The following is a 15534-nucleotide window of genomic DNA, read 5'->3' as shown; positions in this document are numbered from 1 at the left end:
CGCGCGTGCCGCCAGGCGGTGCGCGCGACCGTGACAGACGGGCGAAAAAGCGCGATTGCCGCGCCCGTCCCACTTTCCCCGGAGACAGCCTGCGTGTTTCTTTCCATTGCGTCACCGCTCGCCCGCCCGCTTGCTTCGATTGTTTCGATCGCGGTATTGGCGGGTGCCACGTACGGCGGCACGGCATCGGCCGAGCCGCTGCGCACGGGCTCCGATATCGCCGGGGCGTCGCTCGTGCCGCTCGGCACGCTGCCGCGCTCGCCTGAAGGCGGTTCGCTCGATCCGTTCTGCACGCGATATCGCGCGAAAACGACCACGGCGGCCGGCCGCGAAGTCGCGCAGCGCGACTGGATCGTGACGTCCGAGGCATCGCTCGGGCGCTACACGGTCGTGACCTTCGCGAGCGGATTCAACGCAGGCACGAGCGCGATCTGTTTCGCGCGCAACGGCAATATCGGCGTATTCGACGGCACCACACTCGTCGCACTCGGCTATACGGCGCGCAAGGCGGGCTGGCAGCTCGGCTCGGCCGACCGGCTGGAGAGCGGCGCGCTGCTGATCTGGGGCGGCGACGGCCCGGCGCCGCCCGTCGGCGAACTGCACGAACAAAACGGCGAACTGCGGCTGACCCGCGTCGCCACCGAAAGCACACACTGCAACGGCCACGCGGTCGTGCCGAACGTGTACGGCAAGCCGCTCGACGCGGCACGCAAGATACTGATCGCGCATGGCTGGCAGCCGCTGCGTCCGCGCGAGAAGCCGGACGCGATGGACGGCGCGGCAACGCTCGCGAAGCACGGCATCGTCGAAGCCGAAGCATGTTCGGGCACCGGAGTGGGGTATTGCGCGCTGCGCTATCGGAACGCGGCCGGCGTGCTCGGCGTCACGACGGTGGGCGGAGAGCCGGACCGGCCATCCGCGAATACCGTGATCGACTATCAGGTGGCCTGTCGCAAACAGTGAGTGAGGTGCGGGACGCGCATGCGCGATGCATGCGTCACGCGATCCGTGCCGTGTGGCCATCGTCCGTTCGCTCGATTGACCGGCCTCGCGCGCCCTCCTAAACTGAGTTCCCTTTTACGCCGCACCAGCAAAAGGGACTGCCATGATCGACCTCTCCACGCTCGCGCTGTTCGCCGGCGCGTGTCTCGCACTGACCGTTACGCCCGGCCCCGACATGTTGCTGATCGCGTCCCGCAGCGTGAGCCAGGGGCCGCGCGCCGGCTTCGCGACGCTCGCGGGCATTCAGGCCGGCACCTACTGCCACGCGCTCGCGGCCGCGCTCGGTCTGTCGCAGCTCTTCGTCGCGGTGCCGCTCGCGTACGACGCGGTGCGTTTCGCAGGCGCCGCATATCTGCTGTATCTCGCGTGGAAGACGTTCCGTTCGGATGCGACCGCGCTATCGCCCGTCGCGTCGCAACGTAGGCATTCGACCGCGACGATCTTTCGCCAAGGGCTGACGACGAACCTGCTGAACCCGAAGATGGCATTGTTCGTGCTCGCGCTGTTCCCGCAGTTCGTGCGACCCGAGCACGGTTCGATCGCCGTGCAGATTCTCGTGCTCGCGACGGTGCTGAACCTGATCGGGATCGTCGTGAACGGCGCGGTGATTCTCTCCGCGAGCCGGCTGAGCCAGCGGATCGGCGCGCGCCGCCGGCCGTCGAAGGTGCCGCAGTATCTGCTCGCGTCGGTGTTCGTGGGGCTGGCGGCGCGGCTCGCGGTCGCGGGGCGGAACTAGCCCGTCGAGAATCCGTAGTACCAGGTCCCTTGCTCACGCATCCGCGTTACGCTCGCGCGTATCCGCCACGACACGCAATTGGTCGCTATCGAGCAAGCTCGCCGGCGTCACCGTGCGGCGACGCCACGGAATCCGGCCGAAGTACCAGATCTTCCAGAAACCGAGCGGATGATCGGGATTCCGGCGCAACAGCGTGTCGAAGGTCTCGACGTCGCCGAGCACGATCCGCGTGGCATCGCGCACGATCTCGCGCACGAAACGCGAGCAGAACTGCCGGCGCGACGCGAGATTGAAACCCGTGTCGTACACCACGCCGATCCTGCGCATCGCCGCGTCGACGAGCCGGCGTCGCTGCGCGGCATCGAGCGGCTGCTTCAGCCGCGCGATCACGCATGCGCCGCGATCGGAGCGCGCGAGAAACCGCGACATCGTCGTGACGCGCGACAGCGGAAAAGTGCTCTCCGCGATCAGCACGTCGCCGCCGCGCCCGCCGACGACGATGCCAACGTGATTCGTCCATGAGCGCGTCGCGCTCGCCACTTCGAGAAACGGCCGCACGGTGACGCGGATGAAGACGATGTCGCCGATTTCCGGTTCGACCGGCAACGGCACGGCAAGCGATTCTGGAGAACCGGTGGAAAAGCGGCGCCCGAGGCGTGCGCCGGGCGAGCGGACCAGGGACGGCTGGCGGCGGGTGTCGACGACCATGCGAACCTCGCGTGAGTGGACATGGCGTGAGCATGGCAGCCGCAGCCGCGCACCGCATCCGGTTCATGCGCGAGGGTGCGAATCCGCGCCGCCCGGTGGCGGTTTTCGATACCGGCATGACGCGCGAGGCCCAGCGCGCACAAGCCGTCAGCGCGTCGCACCCAACGCGACGCGCAGCCGCTCCATCAGTTGCGTGTAGTGCCGCAGCACGTCGTCCTTCGGCACGACGTTCGCGGTCGAGAAACGCTCGGACCACACCGGCTTCCATGCGTACGAGCCGTGCACGCTGCGGTCGCCGTCGGGCGCCTGGATCAGCGAGCGGATCCGCGCGTCGCGGCCCGGCCCCGTATGCATCTCGAACAGCGCATGGATGAACGTGTGATACGCGTCGTACACGTCGTCGTCGAACAGGTAGCGGTAGATGTGGAACGTGCGGTCGAGGTCGCGCTTCGCGCGGATCACGTCGTCCGGCGAGATGTCCTTCCAGTAGCCGACCCACGTGTAGAAGCACAGCAGCGCATTGAGCTGCGGCGCGACCGTGTCGTACAGCGCGAGCCGCTTCTCGATCAGCCGCTGGTTGGTCCACTGCACGAGTTCGAGCCGCTTGAGCCGGCGCGCGACGAGCCAGCCGAGACAGGCGACCGACAACGGCGTCAGCACGCCGAGCACGAGCTTGACGATTTCCAGCGAATTCCACGGCGTATCGAATGGCTGCATGTAGGGCTCGACAGGAAGAAACGCATTCGCGTCGACGCACGACCCGGCGCGCCATGCGGCGCCGTTCGGCCGATCGCGTCGGCATTGACCGTTAGTTGCTTGCACATCGACCAGCGTGCGACCGCACCGGCAATACGTGCGATGCGACTCACCCCATCAGTTTATCGGGCGATTGTCACGGCGCAATGACCGCTCGTCGATGCATCGCCGCACGCCCCGCTCTGCGTCAGGTCGGTAGCGCCGACGTGAGCTTGACCTTCTGCATCGGAATGTCGGTCTTCACGCTCAGCACGCCGGGAATGCGCGTCAGGTATTCCATCTGGAAGCGCCGGTAATCGTCGATGTCGGCCGCGACGACGCGCAGCAGGAAATCGCAGTCGCCGGCCATCAGGTGGCATTCGACGACTTCCGGCATGTGCTGGACGGCCTCGGCGAAACGGTTCACCGATTCCGCGTCCTGCCCCTTCAGCCACACGCGCGTGAAGATCGTCAGCCCCTTGCCGACCTTCGCGGGATTCAGCACGGCCACGTATTTCTCGATCACGCCGGCCTCCTCGAGCAACCGCACGCGCCGCAGACACGGCGACGGCGACAGCCCGACCTCCTGCGCGAGCTCCACGTTCTGCATGCGGCCGTCGCGCTGCAGCGCGCTCAGGATCCGGCGGTCGATAGCGTCAAGTTTCATTTGGCATCCGATTCCAAAAAATTCTCGTATCACACGTTCAATGCCAAATTCTGAGAAAAATCTGGCGACAACGCAACCCGATTCGAGTCAAAAAAGCAGACAATTCCTCCCCCGAAGGAGGAGTAATGAGCAGTAGCGTTTCAACGTCGTCCGGGCTTCGCGACAGGCCCGCCTATGTCGCCGAGATGGGTCGCGGTTTGCGCGCGGCGCTGCCCGTCATGCTGGGTTTCGTGCCGTTCGCGCTCGTGCTGGGCGCGCAGGCCGCGCAGAAAGGGCTGAGCCTGTTCGAGGTGCCGATGATGACGGGCCTGAACTTCGGCGGCGGCTCCGAATTCGCGGCGATCCATCTGTGGACGTCGCCGCCGCACATCGCGCTGATCGTCGCGATGTCGTTCCTCGTGAATTCGCGCCACATCCTGATGGGCGCCGCGTTCGAGCCGTATATCCGCCGCCTGCCGCGCCGCCGCGCGTTCGTCGCGCTGTTCTTCATGTGCGACGAGAGCTGGGCGATGTCGCTCGCCGACGCGCGCGAGCGCTCGGCCACGCATATCAGCGTGCCCTATTACGCGGGCATCTGCGTGGGACTCTACCTGACGTGGATCTCGATGACGACGCTCGGCGCGGCGGTCGGCCCGACGATCGGCGACGTCGAACAGTACGGCTTCGACATGGCGTTCACGGCCGTGTTTCTGGTGCTGCTGCGCGGGATGTGGAAAGGCGTGCGTGCGAGCCGCCCGTGGTTCGTGAGCCTCGTCGTCGCGGCGGCCACCCATCTCGCGCTGCCCGGTGCGTGGTATGTCGCGGCCGGCGCCTGCGCGGGGCTCGTCGCCGCGCTGCTGTGGGAGCCACGCGATGCCTGAGCTTCCGGATTTCGGCACCGTCGCGACGATCGTGCTGATGGCGTCGACCACCTACCTGTCGCGCATTCTCGGCTACGTGCTGCTGCGCAACCGCACGCTGAGCCCGCGGATGGCGTCGGTGATGGAGAACGTGCCCGGCTGCGTGCTGATCTCGGTGATCGCGCCGGCGTTCGTGTCGACGCGCCCGGCCGACCTGCTCGCGCTCGCGATCACGCTCGTCGCGGCGACACGCCTGTCGATCCTGCCGACGGTCATCGTCGGCGTCGCGTCGGCCGGCCTGCTGCGCTACCTGCTCGGCTGAACGGGTCCGGACTGCCGCGCCGGCAGGCACATTCCACGACACGACGAACGGGCGCGCGATGCGCCCGTTTTCGCGTCCGCGCCGGCCGGCGCAGCCGGCGCGACACGACGATCCTCGCGCCGGAGTGCTAGCCTTGTGGCTTGCGCCACACCGCACCTCCCTGTCATTGCCCTTCACGAGGATCGTCCCGATGCAAGCAACCCGCCCGCTGTTCGACCGTGTCCTGCTCACCAACGACGACGGATTCGACGCTCCCGGCCTCGACATACTCGAACAGGTCGCCACGCAACTCGCGCGCGAAGTGTGGATCGTGGCTCCAGCCGAGGACCAGAGCGGCACATCGCATTCGCTGAGTCTGCATGAACCGCTGCGCGTGCATCGCAAGGGCGAGTGGCGCTTCGCGGTGCGCGGCACGCCCGGCGATTGCGTCGCGATCGCGGTCAGCCACCTGATGAAGGGCGCGCGGCCCGACGTCGTACTGTCCGGCGTGAATCGCGGCGCGAACCTCGGCACCGAAACGGTGTTTTCCGGCACGGTCGGCGCGGCGATGACGAGCATGCTGGTCGGCGTACCGGCCATCGCGCTGAGCCAGGCCTTCATCGACCGCAACGCGGTGCCGTGGGGCACCGCGCTCGCGCATGCGCCGGACGTGATCCGCCGGCTCGTCGCCGCCGGCTGGGACAGCGACGCGTGCCTCAACGTGAATTTCCCGCCGCGGCCGGCCGACGACGTGCGCGGCCTGAAGGTGACGAACCAGGGTGCCGGCACGCTGCAGGGCGTCGAGATCGTGTCGGGACGCGATCCGCGCGAGATCGACTATCACTGGCTGAAGCTCGCGCGCGCACCGCGCGACGACGACGCGGATTCGGAAACGGTCGCACTCGGCGAAGGGTATATCTCGGTCACGCCGCTCAAGTTCGAGCGCACGCACGATCAGGCGCTCGCGCGGCTGCGGTCGAACCTCGGCTGATCGCGAGCGCTTCGAACGGCGCCGGCGGATGCGCAATACGCAATGCCCGCGCGCCGCCGCGTCACCCCATCACGTCAGATTCAACCCGCCGTCTAGCATCACGATCTCGCCCGTCACGTAATCGGACGCGACGAGCATCGCGACCGTCTGCGCGATGTCGTCCGGCGTCGCCGCGCGACGCATCGGCGCGCGCTCGCGCCAGAGCTGCTGTGCTTCCGTCCAGTCGGCGGTCAGCGGCGTATCGACGAGCCCCGGCGCGACCGCATTGACGCGAATCGCGGGAGCGAGCGTGCGCGCGAGCAGCCGCGTTGTGTGATTGAGCGCGGCCTTCGCCGCCGCATACGGAATCGATGCGCCTTTCGGCCGCACGCCCGCATGCGAGCTGACGTTTACGACGCACCCGGCCCGCCCGTGCGACGCCGCCTCGCGCAGCGCGGCCTCCGCTTCGGCCACCAGCCGGAACGGCGCGATCACGTTGATTTCATGCATCTCGCGCCACACGTCGGGTGTGGCCGCCGCGAGGTCGTCATGCGGAATCATGCGACTGATACCCGCGTTGTTGACGAGCACGTCGAGCCGCCCGTGCACCGCAAGCGCGTCGCGGATCAGCCGCACGCGTTCGGCATCGTCGGCGAGATCGGCCTGCACATACGCGCCGCCGAGTTCGCGCGCCATCGCGCGCCCGGTGTCGGCCGAGCTGCGCGAATGCAGGATCACCGCGTAGCCGTCGGCCGCGAGGCGACGCGCGACGGCCGCCCCGATCCCCGACGTCGAGCCGGTCACGAGCGCGACCGGCCGGTGCACGCGCGACGCGCGCGGCTCGCCGGAGGCTTCGGTTTCAGATGTGGTTTCGGCAATCGGTGCAGACATCGGCGGGAGCGGCGCGTCCATGGCTTGGGACCCTCTTGGTGGCGTTCCCGCATCATAAGCGCGACGGGGTCGCGGAAAAGCGAATTCATCCTTTGGATCGCTGCCAACGATGCATCAGCCAGAACACAAAGCCCGCCGCGGCCCCCAGGCCCAGGAACGCCAGTAACCCCAAAACGAGCGACAAGCCGCCCTTGAAAACGTCGTCGTCCCAGCTGGACGTGTAAATGAAATAAGTGGCAATCCACGTCAGCAACCCCGTGATGCTGCCGCACAGGCACGACGAAATCACGGAAACGCGCCAGTATTTCGTGACCAGCAGATATTGCGGAATGGCGAACGCTGCCGTACCGAGGTATGCGATTGGAACGGAATATTTGAGCGACCCGGGATCGTCGGCCAAATACGACCACACCAGGCCGGGCACGAGCGCCGCGAGCGCGAAAGCAAGAAAAGGTATCTGACGCATCGATGCAGGCAGCCGCCGGCTGCAGTCATTCCATTGAAACCAGGCGCGTTCGGCGCACGAATCGCGAATCTGGCGTGGCTGCGCTTGCAATCCTCGCTGCTTCGCGATGTCGCTCAAGTCGCCCGAAACGGGACGTCATCGTGTAGTTGACGTGCACGCACCATCCCGCGACCGTCCAGCACGCCCATTGAACGAACAGCCCACCTCGTAGATGACGTGCAATCGACCGTCACGGCTGTTTCGGCAGCTCGACATACTCTTCGAGCTCGCCCGCGATATAAAGCCGCTTGCCGATTCGCGGATATTCACACACGTCGTGTTCGAGCCGCTGCCCGCCGACGAGCAACTCGAGCGGCGCCTCGCCGGTGTTCTGCACCGTATGCGCTTCGCCGCCGCGCGGAAAGCCGATGAAATCGCCGGGCCCGATTTCACTGGCGTGCTCGCCGATCGTCACCGCGCCAGTGCCGGACAGCACGTATACGAACTCTTCTTCGTACAGATGACGGTGATATTCGGCCGATTCGTGGCCAGGCATCAGCGTGAGCAGGTGAACGCCGAATTGCGTCAGGCCGGTCAGGTCGCTGAGCTGCCGCTTGAGACGCACGGCATTGGGATTGAGCGAATGCACCGCGCGCGTGGGTTCCATCTTCGCGATATCGGCGGCCTTCAGCAATTCCCGGGGAAAGGGAGTCGACATGGGGAGCTCGCAAGCGTGAATGCTTCGGTTGGACGCGGTGCCGGCGCGGCCCGCGCAGAACCGCTATTGTCCGATATTTTCACGCTCGCAGAGGTGTCGCAAGCCCCGCCGGTTGCGCTGCATTTCATCGAAGGCCATACAGTTGCGCACGCAACCATTCAGACGGAGAACGGAGAACGACGCATGACACTCAACCCACGTGCACGCCGCGCAGCTTCGTCAGCAATGCGACGAGACGATCGATGTGCGCATCCTCGGTGCGCCACGACGACACGCTGATCCGGAACGCCGGCCGCCCCTGCCACACGGTCGCGCCGAACCACACGTCGCCCGACGCCTGCGCGGCTTCGAGAATCGCCGCCGTTTCCTCATCGGTGCCCGCGCGTACGAGCACCTGGTTCAGCACGACGCGGTTCAGCACGTCGTAGCCGGCGGCCCGCAGGCCGTTCGCGACCCGCGCCGCCTGCGCGCAATGCCCCTCGATCATCGTCGCGACGCCGGCGCGGCCGAGCGAGCGCAGCGCGGCCCATACGGGAATGCCGCGCGCGCGTCGCGAGAATTCGAGGTTCAGGTTCTTCTGCGCATCCTGCGCACCGCTCAGGTACACGGCGTCGCTGTTCATCGCGGTGGCGAGCGCGGCCGCGTCGCGGCAGATCACCATCGCGCCGTCGTACGGCGTGTTGAGCCATTTGTGACCGTCGGTCGTCCAGCTGTCCGCGCCGTCGATGCCGTCCGTCAGCGCGCGCTTCGACGATGCCCGCGCCCACAGGCCGAACGCGCCGTCCACGTGCACCCACGCGCCGGCCGCCTTCGCGGGCGGAATCAATGCCGCGAACGGATCGAATTCGCCGGTGTTCACTTCGCCGGCCTGTACGCAGAAGATCGTCATGTCGTCGAGCGGCGGCAACTGCGCCGGGTCGATCCGGCCGTGCGCGTCCACCGGCGCGACGACGATGCGCTTCATCCCGAAGCCGAGCACGCGCAGCGCCTTCTTCACCGTGATGTGCGCAAGCGCGGAAATCACGACTTTCACCTCGGGCGCGCCGATCAGGCCGTCTTCATCGATATCCCAGCCCTTGCGTGCGAGCAACGCGCGTCGCGCGGCCACCAGTGCGACGAGCGTGCAGGCCGTCGCGCTCGTGCCGAAGCCGACCGCGCTGCCCTCGGGCAATCCGAGCGCCTCGACGACCCAGCGCGCGGCCTGGCGCTCGAGTGTCGCGGCCACCGGTGAATTCGCGTACGACGACGCGCACTGGTCCCACGCGAGCATCAGCCGCTCGGCCGCCGCCGCAGCCGGCAGCGTCGCGCCGATCACGAAGCCGAAGTAGTTCGGGCCGTTCGATGCGACCGTCGCGGGCGTGCCGTGCTTGTCGAGCAGACGCAACACGTCGTCGGCCGGGCGGCCCGTATCGGGCAATGCTTCGTCGAACGCGGCAAGGCCGGCCAATGCTGCCGCATCGGGAAACGCGCGCCGCTCGTTCGTTGCGGCCAAATACGCGTGCGCGCGCCGGTCGGCGTCGGCCAGCAGGGCGAGTTCGTCCATGTCGGTGCCTCGGTCAGGATCAGAGTTGTGAGAGATCGCGGCCGAGCTGCTGCAGCGCGCCGTCGATCCGCTTGTAGTACGTGAACTTGCCGACGCGGGTCGCCTGCACGAGCCCGGCGTCCGCGAGGATGCGCATGTGGCGCGTGGTCGTGGCCGGCGCGATGCCGAGTTTTTCGGTGATGTACGTGCAGCACACGCCGAGTTTGTCGAAGTCGCCGTGCGGTTGCGGCGGGAAATGCTTGCGGGGCTGCTTCAGCCAGCGCAGCACGGCCAGACGGCTTTCGTTGGCCAAGGCGCTGATGCGGGTGACGTCGTCCATGGGGTTCGGCTTCGTTTAACGTTTTGAATATTAGCTAAATGACGAAATGTGGGCAATGGGCTCGAACAGCGGTTTCAGCCTGCGATGCCGCGCGCCCGCAAGCACCGTCGCGCATTCGACGCGATCGCGGCGAGATCGCCGTCGCAACGTCTCGCAGGCCGCGCGGGGAACGCGCTGTTACGCGAGCGCCTCCGCCAGCCTGTCGATCAACGCGCGCACGCGCCGCGGCTGCGCGACGCTACCCGGATAGACGATCTGCAAATCCACATCACCCGGCGAGAACGCGCCGAGCACCTCGACGAGCGCGCCCGACGCCAGATCCCGTTCGACGTCGACCAGCGATTTCAGCGCGACGCCGTGCCCCGCGACGCACCATGCGCGCACTAGCGCGCCGTCGTTGGCGACGCGCCGGCCGCGCACCACCACGCGCTTCAGTGCGCCATCGATGCTGAACGGCCATTCGGCATACAGCTCCTGGCCGAAGCGCATCACGATGCAGTCGTGCGCGGCGAGTTCGTCCGGGTGAGTCGGCGTGCCGTGTGCGGCGAGATACGCGGGCGCCGCGCACACCACGCGCCGCGCACGGCCGAGCAAACGGCTGCGCAACGAACTATCCGCCAGCGTGCCGCGACGGATCGCGAAATCGAGCCCCTGCCCGACGAGGTCGACATACCCGTCACCGAGATGCAGGTCGACCGTCACGCCCGGATGCTCGGCCAGGAACGCATCGAGGACCGGCACGACGCGCTCGCGCCCGAGATCGGCCGGCGCACTCAGCCGCACGGGCCCCGACAGCGTCTGCACGCCCAGCCGCACACGGCTTTCGAGTTCGTCGGCCTCGGCCAGCAGGCGGCGCGCGCCGTCCACCAGCATGCGCCCCTCGTCGGTCAGGCTGATCGCGCGCGTCGTGCGCGTGAGCAGCGCCGCGCCGTAGTGACGCTCGAGCGCCGTCAGCCGCTCGGACACCGTGGCCGGCGAAAGGCCGACCTCGCGGCCCGCCGCGGCCAGCCCGCCCTTCTCCACGATGCGCAGGAACAGCGCGAGGTTGTCGAGCAGCATTGTTCGCTCCTTCCGAAGAATATTTTCGCCATCTTCGGGATTATCCGGGCAAGGCGCAAACGGTACAGTGGTCGCCTGACGATCGACGCGCGGCCGCGCCGCGCCCATACGACGAAAGGAAATGCACATGGAATACCGTACGCTCGGCCGCTCCGGCCTCAAGGTCCCCGTCCTGAGCTTCGGCGCCGGCACCTTCGGCGGCACCGGGCCACTGTTCGGCGCATGGGGCCATACCGGCGTCGACGAAGCGCGCCGCCTGATCGACATCTGTCTCGAAGCCGGCGTCAACCTGTTCGACACGGCCGACGTGTATTCCGACGGCGCGTCCGAGCGCGTGCTCGGCGCCGCGCTCAAGGGGCGCCGCGACCAGGTGTTGATCTCCACCAAGACAGGCCTGCCGACCGGCGACGGCCCGAACGACGCGGGCACGTCGCGCACACGGCTGGTGCGTGCCGTCGACGACGCGCTGCGCCGCCTCGACACCGACTACATCGACCTGCTGCAACTGCACGCGTTCGATGCGGGCACGCCGGTCGAGGAAGTGATGTCGACGCTCGACGATCTCGTGCGCGCGGGCAAGCTGCGCTACATTGGCGTGTCGAACTTCGCCGGCTGGCAAATCATGAAGTCGCTCGCGGCGGCCGACCGGCACGGCTGGTCGCGCTACGTGGCGAACCAGGTGTACTACTCGCTCGTCGGCCGCGACTATGAATGGGATCTGATGCCGCTCGGCGCCGACCAGGGCCTCGGCGCGCTCGTGTGGAGCCCGCTCGGCTGGGGCCGGCTCACGGGCAAGATCCGGCGCAATGCGCCGCTGCCCGAAGGCAGCCGCCTGCATGAAACGGCCAGCTACGGGCCGCCGGTCGACGACGAACGCCTGTACGACGTGGTCGATGCGCTCGACGCGATCGCGGAGGAAACCGGCAAGACGGTGCCGCAGATCGCGCTGAACTGGCTGCTGCAGCGGCCCACCGTGTCGTCGGTGATCGTCGGCGCGCGCAACGAGGAACAGTTGCGGCAGAACCTCGGTGCGGTCGGCTGGGCGCTGACGGATGCGCAGGTCGCGAAGCTCGACGCCGTGAGCGCGGTGGAAGCGCCGTATCCGTACTTCCCGTATCGCCGGCAGGCGGCGTTCGCGCGGCTCAACCCGCCGATGCGCGGGTAAGCCGCCCAGGTACCGGCATCAGGCCGGCAGGCGTGCCTGGCCGAGCCGCACGACCTTGTCGGTCGGCCCGATGACCGAGCGCCGGTGCGTGATCGCGATCACCGTGACGTCGCGGGCCAGCAGCCGCACGTGCCCCATGATGTCGCGCTCGGTGGCTTCGTCGAGCGCGGAACTCGCCTCGTCGAGAAACAGCACGGTCGGATTGCCGTACAGCGCGCGGGCGATCGCGATACGCTGACGCTCGCCGCCAGACAGTTTCAGTCCGCGCTCGCCGACCGTCGTGCGGAACCCGTCCGGCAAGCCGTCGATGAACGGCAGGATCGTGGCCTTCGCGGCCGCGTCGCGCAGGCGCTGCGCATCGCGCGGGCGGCCGAGCAGGATGTTGTCCTCCAGGCTTTCGTTCAGCAGCACGACGTCCTGCGGCACGACGGCCACCGCGCCGTACCAGTCGGCGCGGTCGATCGTCGCGAGATCGATGCCGTCGATCAGAATGCGTCCGTCGGTCGGCTCGATCGATTTCAGCACGAGCTTGAAGACGGTCGACTTCCCCGCGCCGGTTTCGCCGACGATGAACGTGATGCCGCCGCGCTCGGCCACGAAGTCGATGTCACGCACGCCGCGTCCGTTGCCGTACGCATAGCCGACGCGCTCGAACACGATGCGCCCTTCGCGCGGCACGAACGCCGACGCGTGCGACACCTGCCGCTCCTCGGGCGCCGTCCACAGCGCAGTGAACGGCACGAGCGCCGCGCGCGAGCGCACACTCTCGTCGATCGAGCGCGCGAGCATGTCGAACGGCAGGTTCAGTTGCAGCAGCAGCGTGTTGAACAGCACGAGGTCGCCGAGCGACAGCGCGCCGGCTGTTGATTTGCACGGAATCCTGACCCACCCTACGCAGTAATTTGCATCGAATATTGACCCACGTAGAACACTGACCTGCTCGGCAACGGGCAGGGGAACGGAGTGATCGACGTGGCTATATTGAGCATCATCCGACGCTGGCACTTTCGCGATCATGTCTCGTTGCGCGAGATTGCCAAACGGCTTGGCGTGTCCAGAAACACGGTCAGGCGCTACATACGGGCTGGCACCGTCCTGCCGGCCTATCCCGAGCGCCACACCCCGAGCAAGCTCGACGGGTTCGCAGCGAAGCTCGCAGGCTGGCTCAAGACTGAAGCTGGCCGGCCTCGCAAACAGCGAAGAACCCTGAAGCAGATTCACGCGGATCTCTGTGCGCTGGGCTTTACCGGCTCCTATGATCGCGTTGCGGCGTTTGCCCGACGCTGGCGACAGGAACAGCACGAGCAGGCAAGGACGACCGGGCGCGGGACATTCGTTCCCCTCCGGTTTGCCGCTGGCGAAGCGTTCCAGTTCGACTGGAGCGAGGACTGGGCCGTCATCAATGGCGAGCGCACCAAGCTGCAGGTCGCGCAGCTCAAGCTCAGTCACAGCCGGGCGTTCTTCCTGCGTGCCTACCTTCTGCAGACCCACGAGATGCTATTCGACGCGCATCATCACGCGTTCGTGGCCTGGGGCGGCATTCCGCGGCGCGGCATCTACGACAACATGAAGACCGCCGTCGACAGGGTGCGCCCCGGCAAGGTCCGCGAGGTCAATGCGCGGTTCAGCGCAATGGTGAGCCACTACCTGTTTGACGCCGAGTTCTGCAACGTCGCCTCCGGCTGGGAGAAGGGGCAGATCGAGAAGAACGTCCAGGACAGCCGCCACCGGCTCTGGCAGAAGGCCCCGGCGTTCGGTTCGCTCGCCGCGCTCAACGACTGGCTGGCCGATCAGTGCGTGCTGCTGTGGCAACAGACACGGCACCCGGAGCAGGACACAACAATATGGGATGCGTGGTCGGCCGAGCGGCCGCACCTGATGCCGGTCGGCCAGCCGTTCGACGGCTTTGTCGAACACACCAAACGTGTCTCACCAACCTGCCTCGTGAACTTCGAGCGCAACCGGTATAGCGTGCCCGCGTCGTTCGCCAACCGGCCCATCAGCCTGCGTGTCTACGCCGCAAAGCTCGTCTTTGCCGCCGAAGGTCAGGTGATTGCCGAGCACGAGCGGCGTATCAACCGCAGCCATGACCACGGCGAGACCATCTACGACTGGCGTCACTATCTGGCAGTCCTGCAGCGCAAACCGGGAGCGCTTCGCAATGGCGCGCCATTCGCCGGGTTTCCAGATGGCTTCCGCAAGCTGCAGGGCGTGCTGCTGAAGCGCCCCGGCGGCGACCGGGAGATGGTCGAGATTCTGGCGCTGGTCCTGCTGCACGACGAACAGATGGTGCTCACTGCCGTCGAGCTGGCGTTCGAGGCCGGCGCACCGAACAAGCAGACAGTGCTGAACATCCTGAGCCGGCTGCTCGACAGCCCGCCTGTGCCGCCGCTGCAGACGCCACAGGCCTTTGCACTAACGGTTGAGCCACAGGCCAACGTGGGCCGCTACGACCGTCTAAGGGACCGGGAGGACAACCATGCAGCCTGACGTCATGATGCAGATGCTCAAGTCACTCAAGCTGCACGGGATGGCCCAGGCGCTAGGCGAACTCGCGGCGCAGGACTCGCCGGCCTACAAGTCAGCTTCGCTGGTGCTTGCCGGGTTGCTCAAGGCAGAAATCGCAGAGCGCGAAGTGCGCTCACTCGCGTACCAGATGAAGGCGGCACGCTTCCCGGCGTATCGCGACATCGGCGGCTTCGACTTCAGTTGCAGCGACGCCAACGAAGCGCTGGTGCGCCAGTTGTACGAGTGTGAGTTCATCGACTCGGCGCACAACATCGTTCTGGTGGGTGGACCTGGCACTGGAAAGACCCATCTGGCAACCGCAATCGGGGTGCAGGCACTTGAGCATCATCGCCGCCGCGTGCGCTTCTTCTCCACTATCGAACTGGTCAACGCACTCGAGCAGGAGAAGCTCGTGGGCAAGCCTGGACAGCTCGCAACGCGACTCGTGTACGCGGATCTTGTGGTGCTGGACGAACTCGGCTATCTGCCATTCAGCCAGACTGGCGGGGCTCTGCTGTTCCACCTGCTCAGCAAGCTCTACGAACGGACCAGCATCATCATTACGACCAATCTGAGCTTCGCCGAATGGGCCAGTGTGTTTGGCGATGCAAAGATGACGACGGCGCTGCTCGACCGGCTCACGCACCACTGTCACATTGTAGAAACAGGCAACGATAGCTATCGTTTCAGAAACAGCACGACACAGCCAAAAAAGGAGAGAAAGAAGACCCAGATACCCACCGAATAACCCGCAAAGCTGGTCCAAGGGGTGGGTCAGAATTCAATGCAAATCGTGGGTCAGGATTCCATGCAAATCAACAGCTAGCTGTGAAGCGTCAAGAGGTTGTTTCTCGACGCAGGAAGTCTCGCCATCGGCGCAATGCCGCCGATGGCGCTATGAGCTCGATGCCAGTTGTAGTGATGCTGC

Annotated in this window: 18 protein-coding genes and 1 pseudogene; 8 read left to right on the top strand and 11 right to left on the bottom strand. The window is 66.7% G+C overall.

Features of this window, described 5'->3' with window-relative positions; translation table 11 throughout:
• The first annotated feature begins 93 nt into the window (after nt 1-93).
• Nucleotides 94-963 (top strand): PASTA domain-containing protein, encoded by an 870-nt coding sequence (locus HWX55_RS27910; protein ID WP_175978053.1) that lies wholly within the window; start codon nt 94-96, stop codon nt 961-963.
• Nucleotides 964-1105: 142 nt separating this feature from the next.
• Nucleotides 1106-1738 (top strand): LysE family translocator, encoded by a 633-nt coding sequence (locus HWX55_RS27905; protein WP_175978052.1) that lies wholly within the window; start codon nt 1106-1108, stop codon nt 1736-1738.
• A 33-nt stretch (nt 1739-1771) separates the two neighbouring features.
• On the opposite strand, the gene HWX55_RS27900 is transcribed toward HWX55_RS27905, so the two are convergent.
• From HWX55_RS27900 to HWX55_RS27890, 3 genes are all read right to left on the bottom strand, one after another.
• Nucleotides 1772-2446, bottom strand: coding sequence for a YebB family permuted papain-like enzyme (locus HWX55_RS27900; protein ID WP_175978051.1), 675 nt, complete (start codon nt 2444-2446; stop codon nt 1772-1774).
• Nucleotides 2447-2593: 147 nt separating this feature from the next.
• Nucleotides 2594-3163 carry a hypothetical protein gene (locus HWX55_RS27895; RefSeq protein WP_175978050.1) on the bottom strand — a complete coding sequence of 190 codons (570 nt, stop codon included), beginning with the start codon at nt 3161-3163 and terminating at the stop codon, nt 2594-2596.
• Between the two features lie 226 nt (nt 3164-3389).
• Nucleotides 3390-3848: an Lrp/AsnC family transcriptional regulator gene (locus HWX55_RS27890; RefSeq protein ID WP_175978049.1), complete on the bottom strand. Its 459-nt coding sequence runs from the start codon at nt 3846-3848 to the stop codon at nt 3390-3392.
• A 125-nt stretch (nt 3849-3973) separates the two neighbouring features.
• On the opposite strand from HWX55_RS27890, the gene HWX55_RS27885 reads away from it, so the two are divergent.
• The 3 genes from HWX55_RS27885 to surE all read left to right on the top strand — a co-directional run bounded on the left by HWX55_RS27885 (nt 3974) and on the right by surE (nt 5979).
• Nucleotides 3974-4708: an AzlC family ABC transporter permease gene (locus HWX55_RS27885; protein ID WP_089468945.1), complete on the top strand. Its 735-nt coding sequence runs from the start codon at nt 3974-3976 to the stop codon at nt 4706-4708.
• Nucleotides 4701-5009, top strand: coding sequence for an AzlD family protein (locus HWX55_RS27880; RefSeq protein WP_050017889.1), 309 nt, complete (start codon nt 4701-4703; stop codon nt 5007-5009). The genes HWX55_RS27885 and HWX55_RS27880 overlap by 8 nt, the downstream gene beginning before the upstream one ends.
• Nucleotides 5010-5199: 190 nt before the next feature.
• Nucleotides 5200-5979 carry a 5'/3'-nucleotidase SurE gene (gene surE, locus HWX55_RS27875; RefSeq protein WP_175978048.1) on the top strand — a complete coding sequence of 260 codons (780 nt, stop codon included), beginning with the start codon at nt 5200-5202 and terminating at the stop codon, nt 5977-5979.
• A 69-nt stretch (nt 5980-6048) separates the two neighbouring features.
• Here surE and HWX55_RS27870 read toward each other — a convergent pair whose 3' ends face one another.
• The 6 genes from HWX55_RS27870 to HWX55_RS27845 all read right to left on the bottom strand — a co-directional run bounded on the left by HWX55_RS27870 (nt 6049) and on the right by HWX55_RS27845 (nt 10933).
• Entirely contained in the window at nt 6049-6870 is an 822-nt protein-coding gene (locus HWX55_RS27870) for an SDR family oxidoreductase (RefSeq protein ID WP_175978047.1), read from the bottom strand.
• 64 nt (nt 6871-6934) lie between these two features.
• Entirely contained in the window at nt 6935-7432 is a 498-nt protein-coding gene (locus HWX55_RS27865) for a hypothetical protein (protein ID WP_244140653.1), read from the bottom strand.
• Between the two features lie 112 nt (nt 7433-7544).
• Nucleotides 7545-8012, bottom strand: coding sequence for a cupin domain-containing protein (locus HWX55_RS27860; protein ID WP_175978046.1), 468 nt, complete (start codon nt 8010-8012; stop codon nt 7545-7547).
• Nucleotides 8013-8202: 190 nt separating this feature from the next.
• Complete coding sequence (locus tag HWX55_RS27855) at nt 8203-9555, bottom strand: pyridoxal-dependent decarboxylase (protein WP_175978045.1); 1353 nt, start codon at nt 9553-9555, stop codon at nt 8203-8205.
• A 19-nt stretch (nt 9556-9574) separates the two neighbouring features.
• The gene (locus tag HWX55_RS27850; protein WP_175978044.1) at nt 9575-9874 is read right to left on the bottom strand and encodes a helix-turn-helix domain-containing protein; all 300 of its coding nucleotides are present in this window, start codon (nt 9872-9874) and stop codon (nt 9575-9577) included.
• Nucleotides 9875-10051: 177 nt separating this feature from the next.
• A complete protein-coding gene (locus HWX55_RS27845; protein ID WP_175978043.1) occupies nt 10052-10933 on the bottom strand; it encodes a LysR family transcriptional regulator in 882 nt (293 codons plus the stop codon).
• Between the two features lie 127 nt (nt 10934-11060).
• Here HWX55_RS27845 and HWX55_RS27840 point away from each other — a divergent pair, with 127 nt between their 5' ends.
• Nucleotides 11061-12098: an aldo/keto reductase gene (locus HWX55_RS27840; protein WP_175978042.1), complete on the top strand. Its 1038-nt coding sequence runs from the start codon at nt 11061-11063 to the stop codon at nt 12096-12098.
• 18 nt (nt 12099-12116) lie between these two features.
• Here HWX55_RS27840 and HWX55_RS27835 read toward each other — a convergent pair whose 3' ends face one another.
• The gene (locus HWX55_RS27835) at nt 12117-13115 is read right to left on the bottom strand and encodes an ATP-binding cassette domain-containing protein (protein ID WP_244140652.1); all 999 of its coding nucleotides are present in this window, start codon (nt 13113-13115) and stop codon (nt 12117-12119) included.
• Here HWX55_RS27835 and istA point away from each other — a divergent pair.
• Nucleotides 13062-14588 (top strand): IS21 family transposase, encoded by a 1527-nt coding sequence (istA, locus tag HWX55_RS27830; protein WP_175978041.1) that lies wholly within the window; start codon nt 13062-13064, stop codon nt 14586-14588. The two genes, HWX55_RS27835 and istA, sit on opposite strands and share 54 nt — an antisense overlap.
• Nucleotides 14578-15354, top strand: a complete 777-nt coding sequence (gene istB, locus HWX55_RS27825) for an IS21-like element helper ATPase IstB (RefSeq protein WP_121306549.1) — start codon at nt 14578-14580, stop codon at nt 15352-15354. The genes istA and istB overlap by 11 nt, the downstream gene beginning before the upstream one ends.
• Before the next feature lie 74 nt (nt 15355-15428).
• On the opposite strand, the pseudogene HWX55_RS27820 reads toward istB, so the two are convergent.
• A pseudogene (locus tag HWX55_RS27820) lies at nt 15429-15534 on the bottom strand (IS481 family transposase); the annotation flags it as partial.

It is taken from the genome of Burkholderia sp. BCC1047 (genome assembly GCF_902833155.1).
GTDB classification, from domain to species: Bacteria; Pseudomonadota; Gammaproteobacteria; order Burkholderiales; family Burkholderiaceae; genus Burkholderia; species Burkholderia sola.
The sequence above is the reverse complement of the archived record's forward strand: the minus strand, read 5'-3'. Positions and strand labels throughout refer to the sequence as shown.